This is a genomic window from Paraflavitalea soli (assembly GCF_003555545.1).
Taxonomy (GTDB): Bacteria; Bacteroidota; Bacteroidia; order Chitinophagales; family Chitinophagaceae; genus Paraflavitalea; species Paraflavitalea soli.
This window is the reverse complement of sequence record NZ_CP032157.1, coordinates 5482351-5502840: the sequence shown is the minus strand read 5'-3', so window position 1 is coordinate 5502840 and position 20490 is coordinate 5482351. Positions and strand designations below refer to the sequence as shown.

Sequence of the window (20490 nt, the reverse complement as noted above, 5' to 3'; positions counted from 1 at the left end):
CATTTAAAGCCACTTTTTAATAAGCGCCAGAACCGCCTCTGGGCCGGGTTTGCCAGGGACCATGTTCGGGTCATGTTCGAGGCATGTTCGGGGATAAAGCGCATTTCATGCACCTAAGGGATGAATTGAATGCTGGCCTGGCTTGTTTTGTTTTTGGGCATGATCTGGGGCGGCCTAAGCGGGTACCGAATGAGATACGAATGAGGTACGACTCAGATCCAGGCCAGACCCGAAGAAAAGCTAGATGCAATGAGCTAAATGTCTTAATTATGAGGTCTTTACAGGAACGGAGTGGATGGCGGCGGCCATTTCTTTGATGAGGGAGGCGTCTTTTTCGATGGCATTGCCAATAACGATCACATCGGCGCCGGCTTTACAGTTGAGGTAGGCTTTTTCAGGATTGGTGATACCGCCGCCAATTACCAGGGGTGTTTCGATGACCTGGGATACTTTTTCGATCATGCTTTCGGTGATGGGCCGGCGTGCGCCACTGCCCGCATCCATATAAATAAGCTTCATGCCGAGCATTTCGCCCGCCATGGCGGTACACATCGCAATCTCATTTTTATCGGCCGGAATAGGCGCCGTATTGCTGATATACGATACGGTAGTGGGTGCACCTCCATCGATGACCATATAGCCGGTGGATATGATCTCCAGGCCGCTTTGTTTCACAAAAGGGGCCGATATCACATGCTGGCCGATCAATAATTCGGGATTTCTGCCTGAAATAACAGCGAGGTATAAAAGGGCATCCGCAAAACGGGATACCTGGGAGGGGCTGCCGGGAAAGAGGATCACGGGGATGTCACAATTGCGCTTGATTTGCTGCACAACTTCGTCTAACTGATTGGAAATGACTAAACTACCCCCTACAAAGAGGTAGTCGACCCTTGCTTCCACTGCCAAAGTGGTGAGCTCATCAATTTTACTGGCGTTTACCTTATCTGGATCAATGAGTACGGCAAACGACTTATGTCCTTTCGCTTTCTGTAGAAGTAGAGATTGATAGATACGATTCGTCATGCCTTAGCTATTGGATCTTATACAAAAATGCGAAAAGTTTTTGGCTTTCACGCAGTTAATTAGGGATGTGGATAATCACTTATAAACGTACGTAAGTGGCTACCTGAACGATGTGGTTGTTGGAAAAAGCTTTTCCCCGGCCATTGATATATTGGTTCATATAACCAAATTCTGCGTCGAATTGCCTGGCAAACCGGTAGCCCAGGGCGATATAAGCCCGGTTCTGATCAAAGAACTCCCCATTGACTCCCGATTTGTCGCCTATGTTCACAAACACCTCATTTTGCAGGGCCAGGAAAGGGGCTTTGCCGGAAGCCGGCCAGGGAACGAGGGGGGTTATATTCCGGATAAAGTACCGTAACCGGTTAGAATAAACATTGCCCTCATTCTTCAATTCATTATGCATAACGAAAGATTTGGCAATGAACCGCTGTTCCAACCGCAATCGGTGTGCCAGGGTGCCTTTTTTGGCATGAACGCCGGAACCTACCACCAGGGGATGGGTAAACAGCAATTGCTCCCACAGGCGGTGTTCAGGAGCATACCCACTTACTCCGGATATCACTCTTCGGTTATGGATAAACGCATACCCACCGGTAAGGACCAGTTTCTTGTTGACATGATAATTAAGGCCTGCCCGTAACAGCAAGGTTTGGACATGTTCCACCTGGTCACTGCTTCTTAACTGGAAGTCAGACTGAATGCTTAATCTGGTATTGATTTTGAGTGTATTAAAATCCGCCAGCCAACCGGTTAGTTGGGTTTGGGCGGTAACGCGGTCCATACTGAGCAGCAGCAATGCGATGATGAAAAAGTACCTGTAGTTCATGCTTGCAAAAAAACAATAAAAGGCGCAAAGCAGTGAAATGAAAATTGATCAATGTATTAAAATGCTGTTAAGAATAAGTCAGAAAGACGGAAAGTCTGTAAGTCGGAAAGATAATAAAAAATGAAAAGCCGATGAGGTAGAAAGACTATATGTTGGAAGAACATTTGAGTCTAAAGGTTGTAGTACATACGGACTTTCGGATCAACCGACTTCCAGACTTTTCTTCGGTCTTTTCTTTTCGAAAATGTACGTTGGCTAAACAGTGATTTTACGGTGCTGGCCTCACTTTCAACATAATTTTTTTATCGTTCTAAACCAAATAAAAGTTATCCTGAAATTATGTTTTGTGTGCAAAAGATCAAGGAATTCAATACCAGTGTGAACTATGACATTTTTCCACACTGATGTGCAAAAAAGCAAGATGGTAATGTGGGTTGAGGAAGATATTTTCGTTTCCTCCTACCCTGATCTAACACTGATAGCAACAGTTTTTATTAATTGTATATTCATTAATTACTAACCTTATGACTAGTAAGAAGCAATCTCCAAAAGGCTTACAGTTCAGCCGTCGTTTTACCCGTGATGATATTAGTGTGTTTGACCAGTTTGAGTATGATTATCGATCGTCGGTAATCCGAAACCCTAGTGGGGAGGTTGTTTTTGAAATGACCAATGTAGAAGTACCGAAGCAGTGGAGCCAGATCGCTACTGATATTCTCGCACAAAAATATTTCCGCAAAGCAGGTGTTCCCCAGGCAGATGGATCTTCAGGTCGTGAGACCTCTATCAAACAGGTAGCGCACCGTATGGCCAATTGCTGGCGGGTGTGGGGCGAGCGCTATAACTATTTCGCCTCTTCCAAGGATGCACAGGTATTTTATGAGGAGCTGGTGTATTGTATTATTAATCAGGCTTGTACTCCCAATAGCCCCCAATGGTTCAATACCGGATTGCATGAAAGCTATGGCATCACCGGCAAACCCCAGGGACATTATTTTGTAGACGAAAAAGACGGAGAGCTGAAGAAATCCACCTCTGCTTATGAGCGCCCCCAACCACATGCCTGTTTTATATTAAGTGTAAGTGATGACCTCGTTAATGACGGTGGTCTCATGGACCTTTGGGTACGGGAAGCCCGCATCTTTAAATATGGCAGTGGTGTAGGTACCAATTTCTCGCAGGTGCGGGGTGAGGGTGAAAAGCTGAGTGGCGGCGGCACCTCCAGCGGGTTGATGAGTTTCCTTAAAATAGGTGACCGTGCGGCCGGTGCCATCAAGAGCGGCGGTACTACGCGCCGGGCTGCCAAAATGGTATGCCTGGACCTGGATCACCCGGAGATCATGGACTTCATCAACTGGAAAGTAGAAGAAGAAAAGAAAGTAGCGGCCCTCATCAATGCCGGCTATTCCAGTGATTATGAAGGAGAAGCTTATCGTACGGTGAGTGGACAGAACTCCAATAACTCTGTACGCATACCCAATGAGTTTTTTGAGAAGCTGGAAGCTGGTCTTGACTGGGAACTGAAGGCAAGAACGGATGGACGCGTGATGAAGCGGATCCCCGCCAAAGAAGTGTGGAACCAGATCTCTTATGCCGCCTGGCGCTGCGCCGACCCTGGCACTCAATACGACACTACCATTAATGAATGGCATACCTGCCCGCAGGGGGGACGCATCAATGCTTCCAATCCGTGCAGCGAGTATATGTTCTTAGATAATACGGCCTGTAACCTTGCCTCTGCCAATCTCCGTAAGTTTTATGATGAAGCTACCAACACCTTCGATGTAGAAGGCTTTGAATACACCTGCCGTCTGTGGACAGTGGTGTTGGAAGTATCCGTACTGATGGCACAATTCCCCTCCAAAGAAGTAGCCCAGCTTAGCTACGATTACAGAACACTGGGTCTTGGTTATGCCAACCTCGGTTCTATGTTGATGGTAATGGGAATTGCCTATGACAGCGAAGAAGCCCGTGGTATTGCCGGCGCTATCACGGCAATCATGACGGGTATTGCGTACAAGACCTCCGCAGAGCTGGCCTCTATATTAGGGCCTTTTGCGAAGTATGAAGAGAACAAGCAGGATATGCTGCGGGTAATGCGCAATCACCGTCTGGCCGCGTATGATGCCAGCGAGTATGAAAAATTAAGCATCAAGCCGGTGGGCATCAAAGCACAGTATTGCCCGGCTTACCTCCTCACGGCAGCTACCAAAGCCTGGGATGATGCCGTGCAAATGGGTGAAAAATATGGCTACCGCAATGCGCAGACCACGGTTATCGCGCCTACCGGTACCATTGGCCTGGTGATGGATTGCGATACCACCGGGGTAGAGCCCGACTTTGCGCTGGTGAAATTCAAGAAGCTGAGCGGTGGTGGTTATTTCAAGATCATCAACCAATCTGTTCCTGCAGCCTTAAAGAACCTGGGCTACAAGGCCAAAGAAATTGATAGCATTGTAAAGTATGCAGTAGGTGCAGGCACTTTCGCCGGGGCACCGCATATCAATCACCAGACGCTGAGTGAAAAAGGATTTATTGCAGACGAGATCAAGAAGCTGGATGCCGCTGTAGGTTCTGCTTTTGAGATCGGATTTGTATTCAATGTATACAACCTGGGCGAAGAGTGTTTGCAGCGCCTTGGTTTCAAACCCGAACAATATTTCAACTTCGAGTGGAGCCTGCTGGAAGCACTGGGCTTCTCGGATGACCAGATAGATGCGGCCAATGACTATGTATGTGGCACGATGACGGTGGAAGGCGCTCCTTACCTGAAACAGGAACACCTGTCTGTATTTGACTGCGCCAACAAATGCGGTCAGAAAGGACAGCGTTATATTCATGCCCATGGTCATATCCGCATGATGGCAGGTACACAGCCTTTCCTGAGTGGAGCGATCTCCAAAACGATCAATCTGCCCAATGAGGCCAATGTAGAAGAGATATCCGATTCTTATATGATGAGCTGGAAGCTGGGTCTGAAAGCTTGTGCATTGTACCGCGATGGTTCCAAACTGAGCCAGCCGTTGAGCAATAAGAGCGATAAGAAGAAAAAGTCCGAAAGTCCGGAAGACGGGAAGATGGAAGAAGTTAGTACCCCAGCTGAAATAGCTCAGTCGCATATTGTAGACATGGGCAAACTGACGATCGACGAACTGCTGGAAGAAGTACAAAAACGGGTGCAGGCCTCTCCTGATACAAAACTGAAGCGCGACCTGGCCTCTATCGTAGAGCGCAGAACTTTACCCGCCAAACGCAGAGGGTTTACCCAAAAAGCCAAGATCAATGGACAGGCCATGTTCCTGCGCACGGGCGAGTATGCTGATGGAACGGTAGGAGAGATCTTCATCGATATGGCCAAAGAAGGAGCTACCATGCGCAGCATGCTGAACTGCTTTGCCATTTCCATCTCTATCGGTTTGCAATATGGTGTGCCGCTGGAAGAGTTTGTAGAGAAGTTTGTATTCACCAGGTTTGAGCCCGCTGGAATGGTGGATCACCCGAATATCAAGAGCACTACTTCTATTGTAGACTTCATCTTCCGTGCACTGGCGTATGAATACCTGGGCCGTACGGACCTGGTACATGTACTCGACAAACCGGAAGTACTGAATACCGGAAGGGATGACTGGGATGAAATTCCTACCTCATTGGAATATGATAAGCAAACGCCTGAGTTGAGTGATGTACGGATCGTGGCAGGCCCTAAGAGTGGCAAGCCAGCGGAATCAGAACCAGTAAAGTCATCTTATCGCCCTGTTAAAGCAGAAGCAAGCATGGATGCTGTGAATGCAGCTGCCAAGAGCATGCAAAGTGATGCGCCCGCCTGTAATACCTGTGGTCATATCACCATCCGCAGCGGTACCTGCTATAAATGCCTGAACTGTGGTAACAGTATGGGTTGTAGCTAAGTCTTATTTCCCGGCCTTTCCCGCCATTGAGGGATGGAAGGGTTCAACATATTGGACGGTTTATTAAAACATAAACTTCATCCGCTCATTTCCATGGGCGGATTTTTTTTATTCCTTTTTTCCCAGGCCTTTCCCCTGGCGGGAAAAGAATCTGGGTAGGGCAGGTTTGACGTATATCAAATGGGTGCATCGAACTGAAAGGAACTCAGGTATTTAGATTTCCTGACACGGGCGCCCAAAAAGTTGGCATCGTTTTGACATCTCCCCAGTACGATTTTGATTCACTCATTCGTTTAACGCTTGTTCAAAAATAATTCTGGACGTTTATGACAAAGAAATCAATCCTGGCTATTGCCATCATTACCATGCTCGTTGCTACTTCTTGTAATCGTTTTATCACTCCTTTCCAGGCTGCTAATGGCAAGGCCAAGTGCGGTCGTGGATTACGTTAGAGGAGTCTTGGAGGTTGCGGTTCTAACACAGTTCACACACAGTCACAGGGATCTCACTTTATTGCATTTTTCCGTTGGGGGATAAAACAGCGGGAATTTGTTTAAAAAGAAAGCCCTCCGTTACAACGGGGGGCTTTTGATTATAAGCTGTATATGGGCGGCCTTCGACAGGCTCCTTTAGATCGGGTGAGCCGCCCCCGGAGGGCGACCCACCCTGACTGCCGTCTTCAACAGGCTGACAAATAGGTCCTACTTCTTCTTTGTCACAAAATCTTTCAGGTAGCTACAGGTATTAAATGCCTGTTTGTAGAAGGCAGTAGTGCTGTATTCTTTGGCCAGGATGGGGAAACGCTCCTTATTGGTCATGATGTTCTTACTATAAATTTTCTGGGCATTCTCGTAATCGGAGTAATCCTTATACTGCGAATAAGAAGGCACAGGTATTTGCTTCTGGTCGCATTTGGCCATCATGAACAGGCAGCGTGCCTTGAAGTTTTTGTCGGTAGACAGATCAAAGGCCTTCTTGTAATATTCTTCTGCTTTGTATACCCCATAATATTCTTTGTCGCCGGGCTGCAGGTCATTGGCCCCATGCAGGCCATCATTGCCGCTCCAGTCATAATGCACCAGCAGCCAGCTATTGCCCCAATAGCTCATCTGATAAAGGCCTTTGGCCAGTTCATAATAGGCTTTGGCCTGTCTGTCTGGCTCTTTCATGGTCTTTGCTTCCTGCTCCAAGCCCCACATCTTTCGGGCAAAGCTGAGCTTGGTGTACTTCACCGTATCCTGTTTGGTAGGAGCATGGGTATCCTCAATGAGGTCGGCAAAAGGATTGCCGGCCAGGTAAGTGGTATACGGGTCTTGTTTATAATAAGCCGGACTTACTTTGGCAAACCATTTCTCCGCAGTGGCAAAATCAAACTGGCGCAGCCAGGTAGTACCGGCTACATCGTTTACATCATCTTTGGAAAAAGAATTGTGGGTAACCAGGTACTGCTCAAAATCGCTCAGCTTTTTTGATTCCACCAATTGGATCAATTGCTCCACCTGTGGGGCGGTCATTTGATAACGCAGAATGGTCAATGCACCAGGTCCGAAATAACCCCAGCCATCTTTTACGTATTCCTTATTGATCCAGTCGGCCACGCCAATACAAAGTACTTCTTTGGCATTGCTGGTCTTTTTGTATTTGGCGCTCAATACATCGGTAAAGAGGCGACGGTAGAACCGGGCATATTCCTCATCGGTCGCTGCTTTCTTCTCCAGCCATTTCAGGGAAGGCAATAACTGCTTCTCAAAAACCACATCTATATTCTCTTTGGTATTGATGGTGAGCAGCAGGTTGCTCATGGCCCACTGATCCTGCAGTTTGGAAGTTAACTTCAGTTTTTTTGCATCGTCCAGCAACTTCCGGGCATTGGCATAATCGCCACTAATGAGGGCGGCGTGGGCCGCGGCCAGGGCATACAGGCCTTTGTTATTTACCGCTTTGTTAGAAATTGCTTGTTGACAGAATGCTACCATCTCTTTGGTTTCCTTACCAAAAGCTATATAGGTAGTATCGTTGCGGTCGATGGTATTATAATTAATAGAAGCCTGTTTGGCGCCTTTCTCAAATTGCAGGGCCGGGGTAAAATAATACTCTTCCAGTTTATTCATTTCCCGGATGGTGAGGATCTCCAGCAAGGCCGCATTGGGTGATAACTGGTATATTTTTTTGAGGGCGGTAAGTTCATCCCTGTTGCTGCCGAGTGCAAAAAGCCCCAGCAGGTTGGCTTTGTCTTCATTGGTTTTGCAAAGCGCCAGGCAGGCATTGCGGTTGGGTTCGTCAAAGCGTTTTACACACCAGTCGAAGCTCATGTAATTGGATACCCGCTTCAATTCACTTTTACTGAAAAGCTGGCTGAAGATAACGGCAGCTTCCGCTTTCCGGTCCAGTCGCATGAGGGCGCCTGCTTTCAAGCCTACACATAGATCCTGTAAAACACTCGGTGTTGTATTGGGCTTCACCAGTTCATCATACAACCGTAAGCATTCTGCATAACGCTTGCTATAATGCGCCAGCCTGAGTACCTGGTAGGCAAATCTTAATTTAATAGCATTGTTCTTTGCCACGGCATGTAACTGCTGTCCGTTTTTGATCAACTTGCCCATTTTAGCAGTATCGCGTTCAATGGGATCCCAGGAGGTCCAGCCACCAGTCACATTCGGCTCCACCTGTTTGGCATACATGATATAACCCAGTGCTTCCAGGTCTTTGCCCGTCATGAAGAATTTGGTCATGCCGTTGTTGTTTACAGAATCGGGTAGCTGTAAAGGCTGACTTTTCTCCAGGTGAAAATACAGGTTGGAAAGGTCTTTGCGGGCATAGTCTACTATAAATGCCCTGGCATCTTTGGTGGTAAAGCTGTTGCTGCCATACCCTACCCATTCGGCAGAGGTAATATCTGAAGTGCTTACGGGTTCTTCTTCATGGTATAAAAATCGGTAGTTGGTATAATAGAAAGGCTCATACCCCTTCACCTCGGTATTGTTCTTATTGAAAAAAGAAACATAATAATCATAAGGATCGGGATCGTCGCTGGCGCAACCAATAATATTATAAGGCATAGCGAGGCAGGCAATGTTAATGCAGACTATCGAAAATTTCTTCCAGTTCATACGTTGAATACTTATGAAGTGTTAATGAATCGAGGTGAAAAAGTGCTACAGTAATCTTCGGAGTAACCAGCTTTGATCTGAGTAACCGGGTGGCTTGCATGATCTCTGCAAAACTAGCATCTTCCTGCCGGATATCGTCTCCTTTTTTCAACGGATAACCATTCAATATAGTATCCAGTAATATCGTGAAGGTATTACTACCTGTTTTCCGGGATATGCCTTTCTGTTGCAATAAAGAATCGGGCAATCCCTGTATCAGTCCTTTATAAGCGTGGTCCTGGTACAACACTTTCCAGTCAAACAAAGGCAGGGCTACATCCAACGGCAAAGGGTATTCCTGCAGGTTACCGATGTACTTTTCCAGTTCCGCGGCTTCCAGAATGGAGTTGCGCGTATGCTGACTTTTCAGATTGCCCATATTATAGCACATCAGCAACCCCCTGCCAACAGGTGGCACCCCGGTTTTCTGTTTGTATTTACATTGATACAGGCGGATAGTGGCTGAAACCTCCTTTTGCTGAAAGAATGGAAGCGCCTGTAAGCGGGTTAATAAGGAGAAGTAATTGTTTTTGCTGGTGGCTGTCCAATCGCAGTCGAGCTGAATTTCATGAATGGAACTGTTATCAGGCAATTGGTTGGCGATGGCTGCCATCAGGTCGTGCAGGCGATCAGCAAGGATAGCCACATTACTGCTATCGATAAGCTGCATGCATTCGTTGGTGATGAATACCGTGGGGATGATCTCTACAGGGTGACGGGATAGCCAGATGCTTGTGCTATCGGACAATTGAACCTTGGCTACCGGCATGGGTCGCAGCCCGGTTGGGTCCCATACTACATCAAAGAACTTGATGTAGAGTTTTTTCACCTGTAGTGTGTCCAGTGCATTCTTTTCGGAGGCGTTCAGATCGACATTGGATTTCCAGTAATAAAATCCCCGGGTGATGGTATGTGGCTGATTGGCCTGCCGGCAGGCGGCCAGCAGCAGAACGATCAGTAAACACGATGTGAGATTGCTTTTCATGCGGTTTCAAAATTATGGGAACTGTGGTATACCTTCTATTCCTTATTTTTACCGCCTTAACATTGAATGAATGACGATCCAATTTGGTTACAATAAAAAGGAAGTAGTGCAGGCCCTGCGTTATCACTTTCTGATGCGCCCTGAGATCAAGATATTACTGGTTTTCGTGAATATGTTTGCCATCCTGTCGGCGGTGATGTACGCCATGAAATATATCCAGGCCTTGTCTTTCCTGGCCTTTTCCATCCTGTGGTTTATCCTGATGCTGGTCATCTGGCGCATATTGCCGGGCAGCATTTACCGCCGGTCAGCCACTTTCAAAGATCATTTTATCATGCATTTCGAGGAAGATATGGTGGTACTGGAAACCGAGCGGGGCTCCAAAGGCTGGCCCTGGAACGCTTTCAGTCATTTTGTAGAAAGCCATTATTTCTTTCACCTGTATTTCGACCCGCGCTCTTTCTTCCTGGTGCCCAAAGATGCCTTCCTGGATATTACAGAAGTACAGGAAGCACGGGAACTGCTGCGCAAGAAACTGGGGAAGAAGTGAGGAGAAGAATATAGAAGTCAGAATCCAGAATACAGAAGCATAAGCGCGGCATTAGGTATAGGCCATTTCTCAGCCTGTTACAACTGGAAATTCTATATACTGGATTCTGGCTTCTGGATACTCCTTTCTAGTTTGGTTTGTATTTGCTTTGCTGGTAGATATCCATGGCCGGGGTTTTCAGCAGGGCAGGCAGTTTCAGATCGGGGTTTTTGGCCATATACTTCTTAACGATCTGCCATCCGGTAAACAGCCCAATAAAGCCCGGTGAGCCTTCTCCCAGTTCGCGTGTATTCGGGCCATCTGCCATAAAGCTTTTCAGCAATTCGGGTTCATTATTCATGAGCAGGCTGTTGACCAGGAAAAAGTTCCATATTCTTCCTTCATTCTTATAACATCCTTGCAGCTGAAAGTCGGTATAGCCAATTTTAAGCGTGTCGGGGGTTGTAGGCATCAATTTATCCAGCACATACAGGCGTTTTCCCTTTTCTACCATTTGTTCTACCAGTGTTTTACCGCCAATCTTTTCGGGGTAGAGGTCATCGATCACGGTTTTCATGCAGTTGACCGGTATATATTCCGGTGTAAAACGACGGGAAATATAGGCTGGGTATAAAGAGCGTCCCATTTCGCTGGTATACAATTCATAATCCTTGCCGAGGTGAAGTTGGAGACCTACGCCGATCCACTGATCAGGCCTGAGAACATCCCCATAGACGCCTAAAGAAGCCTGGTCGAAGGCATCCATCGGGCCAATAAAAAAGATAAGGCGGGTAGGCGCTTTGTATTCCGGGAAGTAGTATTTCACAAATTGTAACCCCTTCTTTATCTCCGCTTCAATACTACGGGTAGAAGAAAAGGTTTTATTGACAGCCTCTTTTACCGGCGTATAATCCCGTATGAATTGTTTCATCAATGGAATGGCTCCGGTGGTGCTGTCAGAGAATGGCGGCAAGCCCATGATGCCCTGAAAGTAATCAGTCATAAAGTGGGGGTACTTTTTCGACAGTTCCTGTAGGGAAGGCATCAGGTGGTTAGTATCCAGGGCGAAGAAATCCTGGTCAAAACGTTCGGCCTGCAAGTCTATTTTTATGCCGGATACATCCGGGGTATTTTTATCGCCGCAGGCAAACAAGGTGCATAACAATATGGCAATGAATCCCGTTTTCTTCATGTGTGACAAACGTTTGAGTTGGAATTATGTTGTAAACATAATCTTAAAATTTCTTATACATCGTTAATTTGCAGTCTTTTGCGATATAGCCGTAAGGCCTTCAAAATGTTGTGCCTACGGCTACATTGTGTAAATTTGCCTATATGAAGATTGCATTAGCTCAGCAGAATTATCACATCGGCAATTTTGAAGACAATACCTGGAAAATAATTGGTGCTATTCAATATGCGAAATCCCGGGGGGCAGACCTGGTGGTATTTTCCGAGTTAAGTGTATGCGGCTATGCACCCCGCGACTTCCTGGAATTCAACGATTTTATTAATGAATGTTACCGTGCCCTCGACATTATCAAGGAGCATACGGAAGATATTGGGGTCATTGTAGGCAGCCCCATGCGCAATCCCGAGATAGCCGGCAAAGATCTGTTCAATGCTGCCTGGTTACTGTATGAAAAGAAAGTGCACGGCGTAGCCCATAAGACCTTATTGCCAAACTATGACGTGTTTGATGAATACCGCTACTTCGAACCCGGCTACCAACATGCGGTGATCCCCTTCAAAGGAAAAAAGATTGCCCTTGTGGTTTGCGAGGATATCTGGAACCTGGGCGACAATCCCCTGTACCGCATGGCGCCCATGGATGTGCTGATCAAGCAACAGCCAGACCTGATCATCAATATTTCGGCTTCCCCCTTCGACTATGACCATGATGTAGACCGTATGGAGATCATCCGCGCCAATGTATTGAAATACAAATTGCCTATGTTCTATTGCAATGCAGTAGGCTCACAAACGGAAATTGTATTTGATGGTGGCAGCGTGGTGATGGATGCCCAGGGCAAGCTGGTGAAAGAGATGAAGTTCTTTGAAGAAGACTTTGCCATATTCGATGAACCTGATTACAATAGTAAAGAGTCTGGAGTTGGGAGTCGGGAGCCTGGAGTAAATCAGAACTCCGGCCTGCATGCTTCAGACTTCGATAAAGATATGCGGGTGTCAAAGATCAGTGATCCGGAACAGATCATTGACTACCTCACTGCCGAAAAGAACATCAAGGAAATACACCAGGCGCTGATACTGGGTATCCGTGATTATTTCCGTAAGATGGGGTTCAGTAAGGCCATCCTGGGTTCATCAGGTGGTATTGACAGCGCCGTTACCCTGGCGCTGGCCTGCGAGGCCCTGGGAAAAGAGAACGTACGGGCCATTCTCATGCCATCCCAATATTCTACCGATCATTCGGTGAGTGATGCCGAACAGCTGAGCAAAACGCTGGGCAATCCTTACGATACCATACCTATCAAGGACGTATTTGAATCGTTCCTTACCTCACTGAAACCGGTTTTCAAAGACCTTCCATTCAGTCTCGCGGAGGAGAATATACAAAGCCGCACCAGGGGCAACTTGCTGATGGCCATCGCCAACAAGTTTGGGTATATCCTGCTCAATACCTCCAATAAGAGTGAACTGGCGACAGGCTACGGTACTTTGTATGGCGATATGGCGGGCGGCTTGAGTGTGTTGGGTGATGTGTATAAAATGCAGGTATATGCGCTGGCCCGGTACATCAACCGCAACGGGATGGTGATACCGGAGAACATTATCTATAAAGCCCCTTCAGCCGAATTGCGCCCCGATCAAAAGGACAGTGATAGCCTTCCTGAATATCCCTTGCTCGACAAAGTACTGTACCAGTATATTGAAAGAAGGCAGGGACCCAAAGAGATCATTGCCATGGGTATCGATGAAGCGCTGGTAAGCAGGATATTGAAAATGGTGAATACGAATGAATACAAACGCAACCAGTTTTGCCCCATTATCCGGGTAAGCTGCAAAGCATTTGGTGTGGGCAGGCGGATGCCGATCGTTGGAAAGTACTTGTCTTAAAAGTTATTGCATTGTATAAAAGAACAAGGCCCATGCACATGCACGGGCCTTTATTTTTCAAGTAGAAAGTAACCTTATTGTTTGGCGAATTTGAATGTGAGTGTAGCGGTGATGCCGCTTTGTGTACCACTTGCTTCTATCACCAGGGTCTTGCCATCAAACGACTTAATATTGCCTGAGTAACCATCGATGTCAATATAATTGCCATCTAATTCCCAGGAGCTGGTATAGCCTTCGCCATTACCGCATTTAGTGCCTTCGTCTTTGATTTTAGCAGTAAAGTCAGCATTCAATACATACACATCGTCCTTCTGACAGGCTTCCACATAAGTGTCCAAAACATCAAGATCCTGGGTGAGGACTTTAGCTCTGGCTTCTGTGAGCTTATAACTGCCGATCAGGTTTTCCTTGCTGGCGGCTACAGCTTCGTCCTTGTCTTTCTTACAAGCGGTAAATAACATTGCTGAGAAAGCAATGGCTAATACGAGGCGGATAGAGGTCTTTTTCATTCGTTGGATTTTGGTGAGTAATATCGTTCCCCAAGAACGGCTTACGAGCTATTTTATTGTTTTTCAGGGTACTTATTTGGCCTTTTTAAAGGCTTTTCATAAGTTGGCAAGTAACTTGCATCGGCTTTGTTCGTATTTTCATATCCTGATTATCAATCGTTCATAATAAATGTTTAATATGGTGGCTACTGCCGACGATATTCGTCAACTAAACGATAAGATCCAATACCACAGCACGTTTATCGACCGCCTGCGGGACGAAACGGCGCGGGTGATCATTGGTCAGCATACCATGCTCGACAGGCTCCTGATAGGGCTCCTGAGCAATGGACACGTGCTGCTGGAAGGGGTGCCCGGATTGGCTAAAACACTGGCCATTAAATCACTGGCCCAGGCTATCCATGCAAAGTTCAGCCGTATCCAGTTTACGCCCGACCTGCTGCCTGCCGATCTGATCGGTACCATGATATACAACCAGCCCAAGAATGAATTTATGGTGCGGAAAGGCCCCATATTTGCCAACTTCATCCTGGCCGATGAGATCAACCGGGCCCCGGCAAAAGTGCAGAGTGCCCTGCTGGAAGCGATGCAGGAACGGCAGGTAACGATTGGCGATACGACTTATAAACTGGATGAACCTTTCCTGGTACTGGCTACGCAAAACCCCCTGGAGCAGGAGGGAACCTATCCCCTGCCGGAAGCCCAGCAGGACCGTTTTATCATGAAAGTGATCGTTGATTATCCCACCAAAGAAGAAGAGCAGATCATTATACGGCAGAATGTGATGGGCCTCCGGCCACCGGAAGTAGGGCAGGTAGTTTCCATGCAGGAAATACTCCAGGCCCGCGACCTCGTGAGGCAGATCTACCTCGATGAGAAAGTAGAAAATTATATCCTGGATATTGTATTTGCTACCCGGTTCCCAGAGCGTTACAAACTCGATAAACTGAAGCCTTTGATCGCCTATGGCGGCTCACCACGCGCCAGCATCAACCTGGCCCTGGCAGCCAAAGCGCAGGCCTTCCTCAGTAAACGTGGTTTTGTAATTCCGGAAGATGTACGCAGCATTTCCAAAGATGTGTTGAGGCATCGCCTGGGATTGACCTATGAAGCGGAGGCCGAAAACGTGAATGTAGAAGCGATCATTGATGATATTCTGCGCGTAATTCCTGTGCCATGAGCCTGACGACAGCCGAAATATTAAAGAAGGTCCGCGAGCTGGAAATTAAAAGCAAGAAGCTCACCCGGCATATTTTTACCGGTGAATACCACAGCGCTTTTAAGGGCCGGGGCATGCTGTTTAAAGAGGTGAGGGATTACCATGCGGGCGATGATATACGGTTTATCGACTGGAATGTATCGGCCCGTTTTAATCACCCCTATAGCAAAGTGTTTGAAGAAGAGCGGGAATTGACGGTAATGCTGATGGTAGATGTAAGCGCCAGTTCACTGGTGGGTACCACCCATGCACGCAAGAAAGATATGATCACGGAAATGGCGGCTGTACTGGCTTTTTCCGCCATCAGCAACAATGATAAAGTGGGATTGATCTTCTTTAGCGACAGCGTTGAAAAGTTCATTCCCCCCAAAAAAGGCCGCGATCATGTACTGTATATGGTACGCACCTTGCTTACTATGGAGCCTTCCAAAAAAGGCACCAAAATAGGGGAGGCCCTGCGCCGCTTCAACAATTCTACCCGGCAGAAATGCATCGCTTTCCTGCTGAGTGATTTCCTGGACAATGATTTTAATGATGACCTTAAAGTGGCAGGTAAAAAGCATGACCTGGTAGGGATCAAGGTATACGATAAGCTGGATATGCAATTGCCTGATGCGGGATTGATGCAAGTGAAGGATGCGGAAACGGGAGAGCAGCAATTGATCGACACCAGCGACTTTTCCGTGCGGAAACAATACCAGGAAGCTTTCTTCCAGCATACGAACTATTGCAAGAGCATTTTCACACATGCCGGCAGTGACCTGTTGCATATACGCACAGACGAAGACTATGTGAAGGTGTTACAGAAATTCTTTATTGGCCGTAATAAGTAATGGACTAAATCATACATGAGCCGGTTTGTACGATATATAATAGCTGGGATCTGTCTACTCGTTTGTTCGGTGGGAACAAATGCACAGGTATTGGTAAAAGCTTCTATTGACCGCGATAAAATATTGGTGGGCGATAGCATCGTACTCACCCTGGATGTACGGGCCCCGCTGGGCGAAGACCTGAGCTGGTTCAACCTTGATACCTTACCCCACTTCGAATTCCTGGACAAAGGAAAGATAGATACCGTAGAAGGTGTGGATGGGAAAAAATGGGTACAGCAATTGGTCATTACCAGTTACGATTCCGGTTACTGGCAAATACCCATCTTATCGATGAAGGTGGGCGGTAAAACCTATTATTCCGACTCCCTGGGCGTACAGGTCACGTATGCCAATGCTGATCTTTCGGCGGACTATAAAGACATCAAGGAAATTGAGGACGTTCCCAATACCGACACCAATTATATTCCCTGGATAATCGGGGCGGTGACCCTGGTAGCCATTGTTATCCTGGTCCTGTTGTTGTACCGGAAGAAAAAAGCGATACCTGTAGCAGTGCCGGTGGCAGTGAAACTAACACCTTTTGAGGAAGCCATGCAGGCATTGGAAGCACTCAGGCAAAAAGACCTTCCGCATAAAGGGGCCATCAAAGAATATTATACCGGGCTTAACGATATTCTGCGGGTATTTGTACAGCGTAAATTGAATATCGCTTCCCGCGAAAAGACCAATGAGGAACTGATCATTGCCTTAAAGAAACAGCGGATGCATGAAGAGTATTTCCAGGCGCTGTCAGATGCTTTGCGGATGGCCGACTTTGTAAAGTTTGCCCGTTATGAACCGGGTATTGCAGACAATGAGAAGAATTTTACGATCATTGAAACTGCCATTAAAACACTCAATAATATCGCTTAAGTTTTGTTATACGACTGGTTACAACATATTGATTTTGCCTATCCCTGGGTTTTCAGCCTGTTGCTGCTGCTGCCCCTGATGATCTATTGGTACATTACCCGGCAGGCTAAGCAGCAGGGCACCGTGGTGGTGTCTTCTGTAGCATTCATTAAGCAAACCAGCTCCTGGAAGAAGACCTTCCGCCATGCATTGCTGGTATTCCGGTTGCTGGCCGTAGGCAGCCTCATCATTGCCCTCGCACGCCCGCAAACGCGCAATGATGAAGAGCTGAAAATGGGTGAAGGCATTGACATTGTTTTATGTCTGGATGTCAGTGGTAGCATGGCGGCGCAAGACCTGCTTCCCAACAGGCTGGAGGCCAGCAAGGCCCTGGCTGCCGACTTTGTGGACCTGCGTCCCACTGACCGTATTGGGGTGGTGATCTTCTCCGGAGAGAGCTTTACCCTGGTGCCCCTCACTACCGATAAGTCGATCTTAAAATCGCAGATATTCAATATTCAACGCGGACTGCTGGAAGATGGTACCGCCATCGGTGATGGGCTGGGGGTAAGTGTAGACCGTTTAAAGAGCTCTCCCGCCAAAACAAAGATCATTATCCTGCTCACCGATGGAGAGAACCAGGGCGGGCTGATAGGGCCGCTGGTAGGCAAGGACATGGCCAAAGCGCACAATATCAGGGTATATAGCATCGGGGTAGGAACAGATGGCTATGCGCCTGTGCCGGTACCTGATGGTATGGGTGGCGCCGTAATGCGGCAGCAGAAGGTGAACATCGATGAAAAGCTGCTGCGCCTGATTGCGGAAGAAACAGGCGGCCTTTATTTCAGGGCCAGGGACAATGAAAGCCTAAAGAATATTTATCGCGAAATTGATAAGCTGGAGAAGTCAAAAATAGAGGTAACTACCTTAAAACGCTATACAGAACGATACTTTCCCTTCGCATTGGCGGCCGCTGTCTTACTTTTGCTGGAAATGATACTTCGCTATACCTTATTTAAAAAATTCCCTTAATGAGTAATTGTCAGTTGTATATATCCTATAAATCCATCAAATCCTGCAAATCCAGGTCCAGACCATGAAAGCACTGGTATACAAGTCTACAGGCAGTTGGTATGTGGTGAAAACCGAAGATAGGAAGGTGTTGAATGCCCGCCTCAAAGGGATATTTAAAATTGATGGTATTACTTCTACCAACCCTATTGCAGTAGGTGATGAGGTGGTGGTGGAAACAGAAAATGAAGGCGAAGGCACCATGATGGTCACCGATATTCTGCCCCGCAGAAACTACATCACCCGGCAATCGCCCTCGCATAAACATCAGCATCATATTGTAGCTTCCAATCTCGATCAGAGCGTATTGTTTGCCACTCTGAAGGATCCTAAAACCTCACAGGGGTTTATTGACCGTTTCCTGGTTACCTGCGAGGCTTATCATATTCCGGCCATCATCGTGTTCAACAAGGCCGATCTGTATAAGAAGAAAGAGCAGGAGCAATACGAAGCCATGCACAAAATGTACACCGACATTGGCTATACCGTTTTGCTGATGTCCTTGCCTAAAGACGAAGGTGTGCAGGAGGTAAAAAGCATCCTCACCGACAAGACAACTCTTATGAGCGGGCATTCGGGGGTAGGTAAATCGACCTTTATCAATGCCATTTTTCCGGAGCTGAACCTGAAAACAAAGGATGTCAGCGGCTGGAGTGGCAAGGGTATGCACACCACTACTTTTGCTGAAATGTTTGACCTGCCTTTTGGTGGCAGGATCATTGATACACCGGGTATGCGCGAGTTTGGCCTGGTAGATATTTCCAAACAGGAACTTTCCCATTATTTCCCGGAAATGGCCAAGCGCATCAACGATTGCCATTTCAACAATTGCCTCCACATCGACGAGCCGGGATGTGCTGTGAAGAAAGCCGTAGAAGATGGGATCATCAACGAAGACCGCTTTTTTAGCTACTATAAAATACTGGAGTCAATTGACGAGAAAGGGTATTAATGACTGTCGACTGTCACCCTGAGCTTGTCGAAGGGCTGTCGAAGGCGGCTTCGATAAACTCAGCCTGACATAAACTACGAAGAGGTTGTTAAATAAATAACAACCTCTTTTTGTTTCAGAAGTAAAACTGTATGGTAAGCCAACGCTGGTGATTTCAGCCGGGTGATGAAACGTCCATACAAGGCGGCTCATCACCGGCAATTATTTATTACTACGGCAAGGGTAATGCGATGAGTAAAAAGACAAGGGTACGATCGAACAAACCTTTGCAGGTATTTAAGACACAAATCTTCTTGCTCTATGCACCAGTAATTTATTCTCCAGGAAATTAGCTACTTCTACTACCGCATCGTTGTCCTTTCGGGGTGCTTCGCGAAACTTGAAGGGGTAGATGGAGATGCCTGTGTAAATGTTGTAATGAAGGGTTAAGATGTGACTTTTGTACAGGAAGTTCCAGGTTAAGGTATCAAAGTCATCCTGTTTTTGTGTGAAGCGGATTTCCAGGTCATCGGAGAGAATGTTGGCCACTTCATAAAAGCGTTTAAGACCGCAATCGTCATCTATGATCGCTTCGGTGCAGCCGAAGTCGGTACGTAGCGTTAGGCTCATACAGTATGGATTTAATTGTTATCTAAAGGGTACGAAAAGTTATTCTCGTAAATGGGAAATTAAGCCTTGAATTTTCTTGCCTTCGGTACCTTTTCTCCACTAAGTATTCGTTCTGCTCCTACATTCTTTCCATTGGAAGGGCAACCGGATTTAGGGCCAAAGAGACTACAGGAACTGCCACACAGGATGATGATTGAGCAGGCTAAAACGATTACAATTTGATGGATTTTCATAACAGGATTGCAGTGGATTTTAAACGCTTTTTAAAGCTATATATAATATTCGGTTGTTGCAATAGGTACCCTATTTTTCCTGCTCTACCTGGTCACGAAACCAGTCGGCATAGCGAATGTAATTGTTTGCTATTCTGTCTATTTCACCATGAATTTGAGATTCGTCAATATTTTTAACTTTTTTGGCGGGCACTCCTGCATAGATCGTTCCTGAGGGTATTTGGGTACCTTCCAACACCACTGCACCAGCTGCAATAATGCTATGACTTCCTACGATCACATTGTCCATGATGATGGCGCCCATGCCTACCAGTACATCGTCGTGGATAGTGCAGCCATGTATAATGGCATTGTGGCCAACGGATACATTATTGCCAATGATGGTCTGTGTTTTCTTATAGGTGCAATGGATCACTGCACCATCCTGGATATTTACTTTATTGCCCATGCGGATGCTGTTCACATCTCCGCGCACTACGGCATTGAACCAGATGCTGCAATCATTGCCCATCACCACATCACCTACGATGGTGGCATTGGGAGCTATAAAGGTATTTTCACCAAAAGTGGGGTAGGTTCCATCTACATGTAATATGACAGGCATAGCTTAAAGTTTATGGTATTTGGAATATTGTTTTGTGCTTATACAAATATACTAAACCC

Annotated in this window: 17 protein-coding genes; 9 read left to right on the top strand and 8 right to left on the bottom strand. The window is 46.7% G+C overall.

What is annotated here, in order from left to right; translation table 11 throughout:
* Positions 1-267: 267 nt before the first annotated feature.
* Together D3H65_RS20665 and D3H65_RS20660 are read right to left on the bottom strand one after the other, a co-directional pair.
* Positions 268-1026, bottom strand: coding sequence for a geranylgeranylglyceryl/heptaprenylglyceryl phosphate synthase (locus D3H65_RS20665; RefSeq protein ID WP_119052134.1), 759 nt, complete (start codon positions 1024-1026; stop codon positions 268-270).
* Between the two features lie 79 nt (positions 1027-1105).
* A complete protein-coding gene (locus D3H65_RS20660; RefSeq protein ID WP_119052133.1) occupies positions 1106-1855 on the bottom strand; it encodes a DUF2490 domain-containing protein in 750 nt (249 codons plus the stop codon).
* Between the two features lie 524 nt (positions 1856-2379).
* On the opposite strand from D3H65_RS20660, the gene D3H65_RS20655 reads away from it, so the two are divergent.
* Both D3H65_RS20655 and D3H65_RS33445 read left to right on the top strand, forming a co-directional pair.
* Positions 2380-5763, top strand: coding sequence for a vitamin B12-dependent ribonucleotide reductase (locus tag D3H65_RS20655; RefSeq protein WP_119052132.1), 3384 nt, complete (start codon positions 2380-2382; stop codon positions 5761-5763).
* 326 nt (positions 5764-6089) lie between these two features.
* Positions 6090-6215 carry a hypothetical protein gene (locus D3H65_RS33445; protein ID WP_262707688.1) on the top strand — a complete coding sequence of 42 codons (126 nt, stop codon included), beginning with the start codon at positions 6090-6092 and terminating at the stop codon, positions 6213-6215.
* 249 nt (positions 6216-6464) lie between these two features.
* Here D3H65_RS33445 and D3H65_RS20650 read toward each other — a convergent pair whose 3' ends face one another.
* Together D3H65_RS20650 and D3H65_RS20645 are read right to left on the bottom strand one after the other, a co-directional pair.
* Positions 6465-8876, bottom strand: coding sequence for a nitrogenase component 1 family protein (locus D3H65_RS20650; protein WP_162915741.1), 2412 nt, complete (start codon positions 8874-8876; stop codon positions 6465-6467).
* Positions 8842-9900 (bottom strand): hypothetical protein, encoded by a 1059-nt coding sequence (locus tag D3H65_RS20645; protein WP_119052130.1) that lies wholly within the window; start codon positions 9898-9900, stop codon positions 8842-8844. The genes D3H65_RS20650 and D3H65_RS20645 overlap by 35 nt, the downstream gene beginning before the upstream one ends.
* 70 nt (positions 9901-9970) lie before the next feature.
* Here D3H65_RS20645 and D3H65_RS20640 point away from each other — a divergent pair, with 70 nt between their 5' ends.
* A complete protein-coding gene (locus tag D3H65_RS20640; protein WP_119052129.1) occupies positions 9971-10450 on the top strand; it encodes a YcxB family protein in 480 nt (159 codons plus the stop codon).
* A 127-nt stretch (positions 10451-10577) separates the two neighbouring features.
* On the opposite strand, the gene gldB is transcribed toward D3H65_RS20640, so the two are convergent.
* Positions 10578-11621, bottom strand: a complete 1044-nt coding sequence (gene gldB, locus D3H65_RS20635) for a gliding motility lipoprotein GldB (RefSeq protein ID WP_119052128.1) — start codon at positions 11619-11621, stop codon at positions 10578-10580.
* A gap of 143 nt (positions 11622-11764) precedes the next feature.
* Between gldB and D3H65_RS20630 the strand changes: the two genes are divergently transcribed.
* Positions 11765-13507 carry an NAD+ synthase gene (locus D3H65_RS20630; protein ID WP_119052127.1) on the top strand — a complete coding sequence of 581 codons (1743 nt, stop codon included), beginning with the start codon at positions 11765-11767 and terminating at the stop codon, positions 13505-13507.
* 74 nt (positions 13508-13581) lie between these two features.
* Here the strand turns inward: D3H65_RS20630 and D3H65_RS20625 are convergent, their stop codons facing one another.
* Positions 13582-14016 carry a lipocalin-like domain-containing protein gene (locus tag D3H65_RS20625; protein WP_119052126.1) on the bottom strand — a complete coding sequence of 145 codons (435 nt, stop codon included), beginning with the start codon at positions 14014-14016 and terminating at the stop codon, positions 13582-13584.
* A gap of 178 nt (positions 14017-14194) precedes the next feature.
* On the opposite strand from D3H65_RS20625, the gene D3H65_RS20620 reads away from it, so the two are divergent.
* The 5 genes from D3H65_RS20620 to rsgA all read left to right on the top strand — a co-directional run bounded on the left by D3H65_RS20620 (position 14195) and on the right by rsgA (position 18985).
* Positions 14195-15196 carry an AAA family ATPase gene (locus tag D3H65_RS20620; protein ID WP_119052125.1) on the top strand — a complete coding sequence of 334 codons (1002 nt, stop codon included), beginning with the start codon at positions 14195-14197 and terminating at the stop codon, positions 15194-15196.
* Entirely contained in the window at positions 15193-16068 is an 876-nt protein-coding gene (locus D3H65_RS20615; protein ID WP_119052124.1) for a DUF58 domain-containing protein, read from the top strand. The genes D3H65_RS20620 and D3H65_RS20615 overlap by 4 nt, the downstream gene beginning before the upstream one ends.
* A 69-nt stretch (positions 16069-16137) precedes the next feature.
* Complete coding sequence (locus D3H65_RS20610; RefSeq protein ID WP_119052123.1) at positions 16138-16983, top strand: BatD family protein; 846 nt, start codon at positions 16138-16140, stop codon at positions 16981-16983.
* 3 nt (positions 16984-16986) lie between these two features.
* Positions 16987-17994 carry a vWA domain-containing protein gene (locus tag D3H65_RS20605; protein ID WP_119052122.1) on the top strand — a complete coding sequence of 336 codons (1008 nt, stop codon included), beginning with the start codon at positions 16987-16989 and terminating at the stop codon, positions 17992-17994.
* A 64-nt stretch (positions 17995-18058) separates the two neighbouring features.
* Entirely contained in the window at positions 18059-18985 is a 927-nt protein-coding gene (gene rsgA / locus D3H65_RS20600; protein WP_119052121.1) for a ribosome small subunit-dependent GTPase A, read from the top strand.
* 276 nt (positions 18986-19261) lie between these two features.
* On the opposite strand, the gene D3H65_RS20595 is transcribed toward rsgA, so the two are convergent.
* Positions 19262-19594, bottom strand: coding sequence for a hypothetical protein (locus tag D3H65_RS20595; protein WP_119052120.1), 333 nt, complete (start codon positions 19592-19594; stop codon positions 19262-19264).
* Between the two features lie 303 nt (positions 19595-19897).
* Positions 19898-20431, bottom strand: a complete 534-nt coding sequence (locus tag D3H65_RS20590; protein ID WP_119052119.1) for a gamma carbonic anhydrase family protein — start codon at positions 20429-20431, stop codon at positions 19898-19900.
* Between the last annotated feature and the right edge of the window lie 59 nt (positions 20432-20490).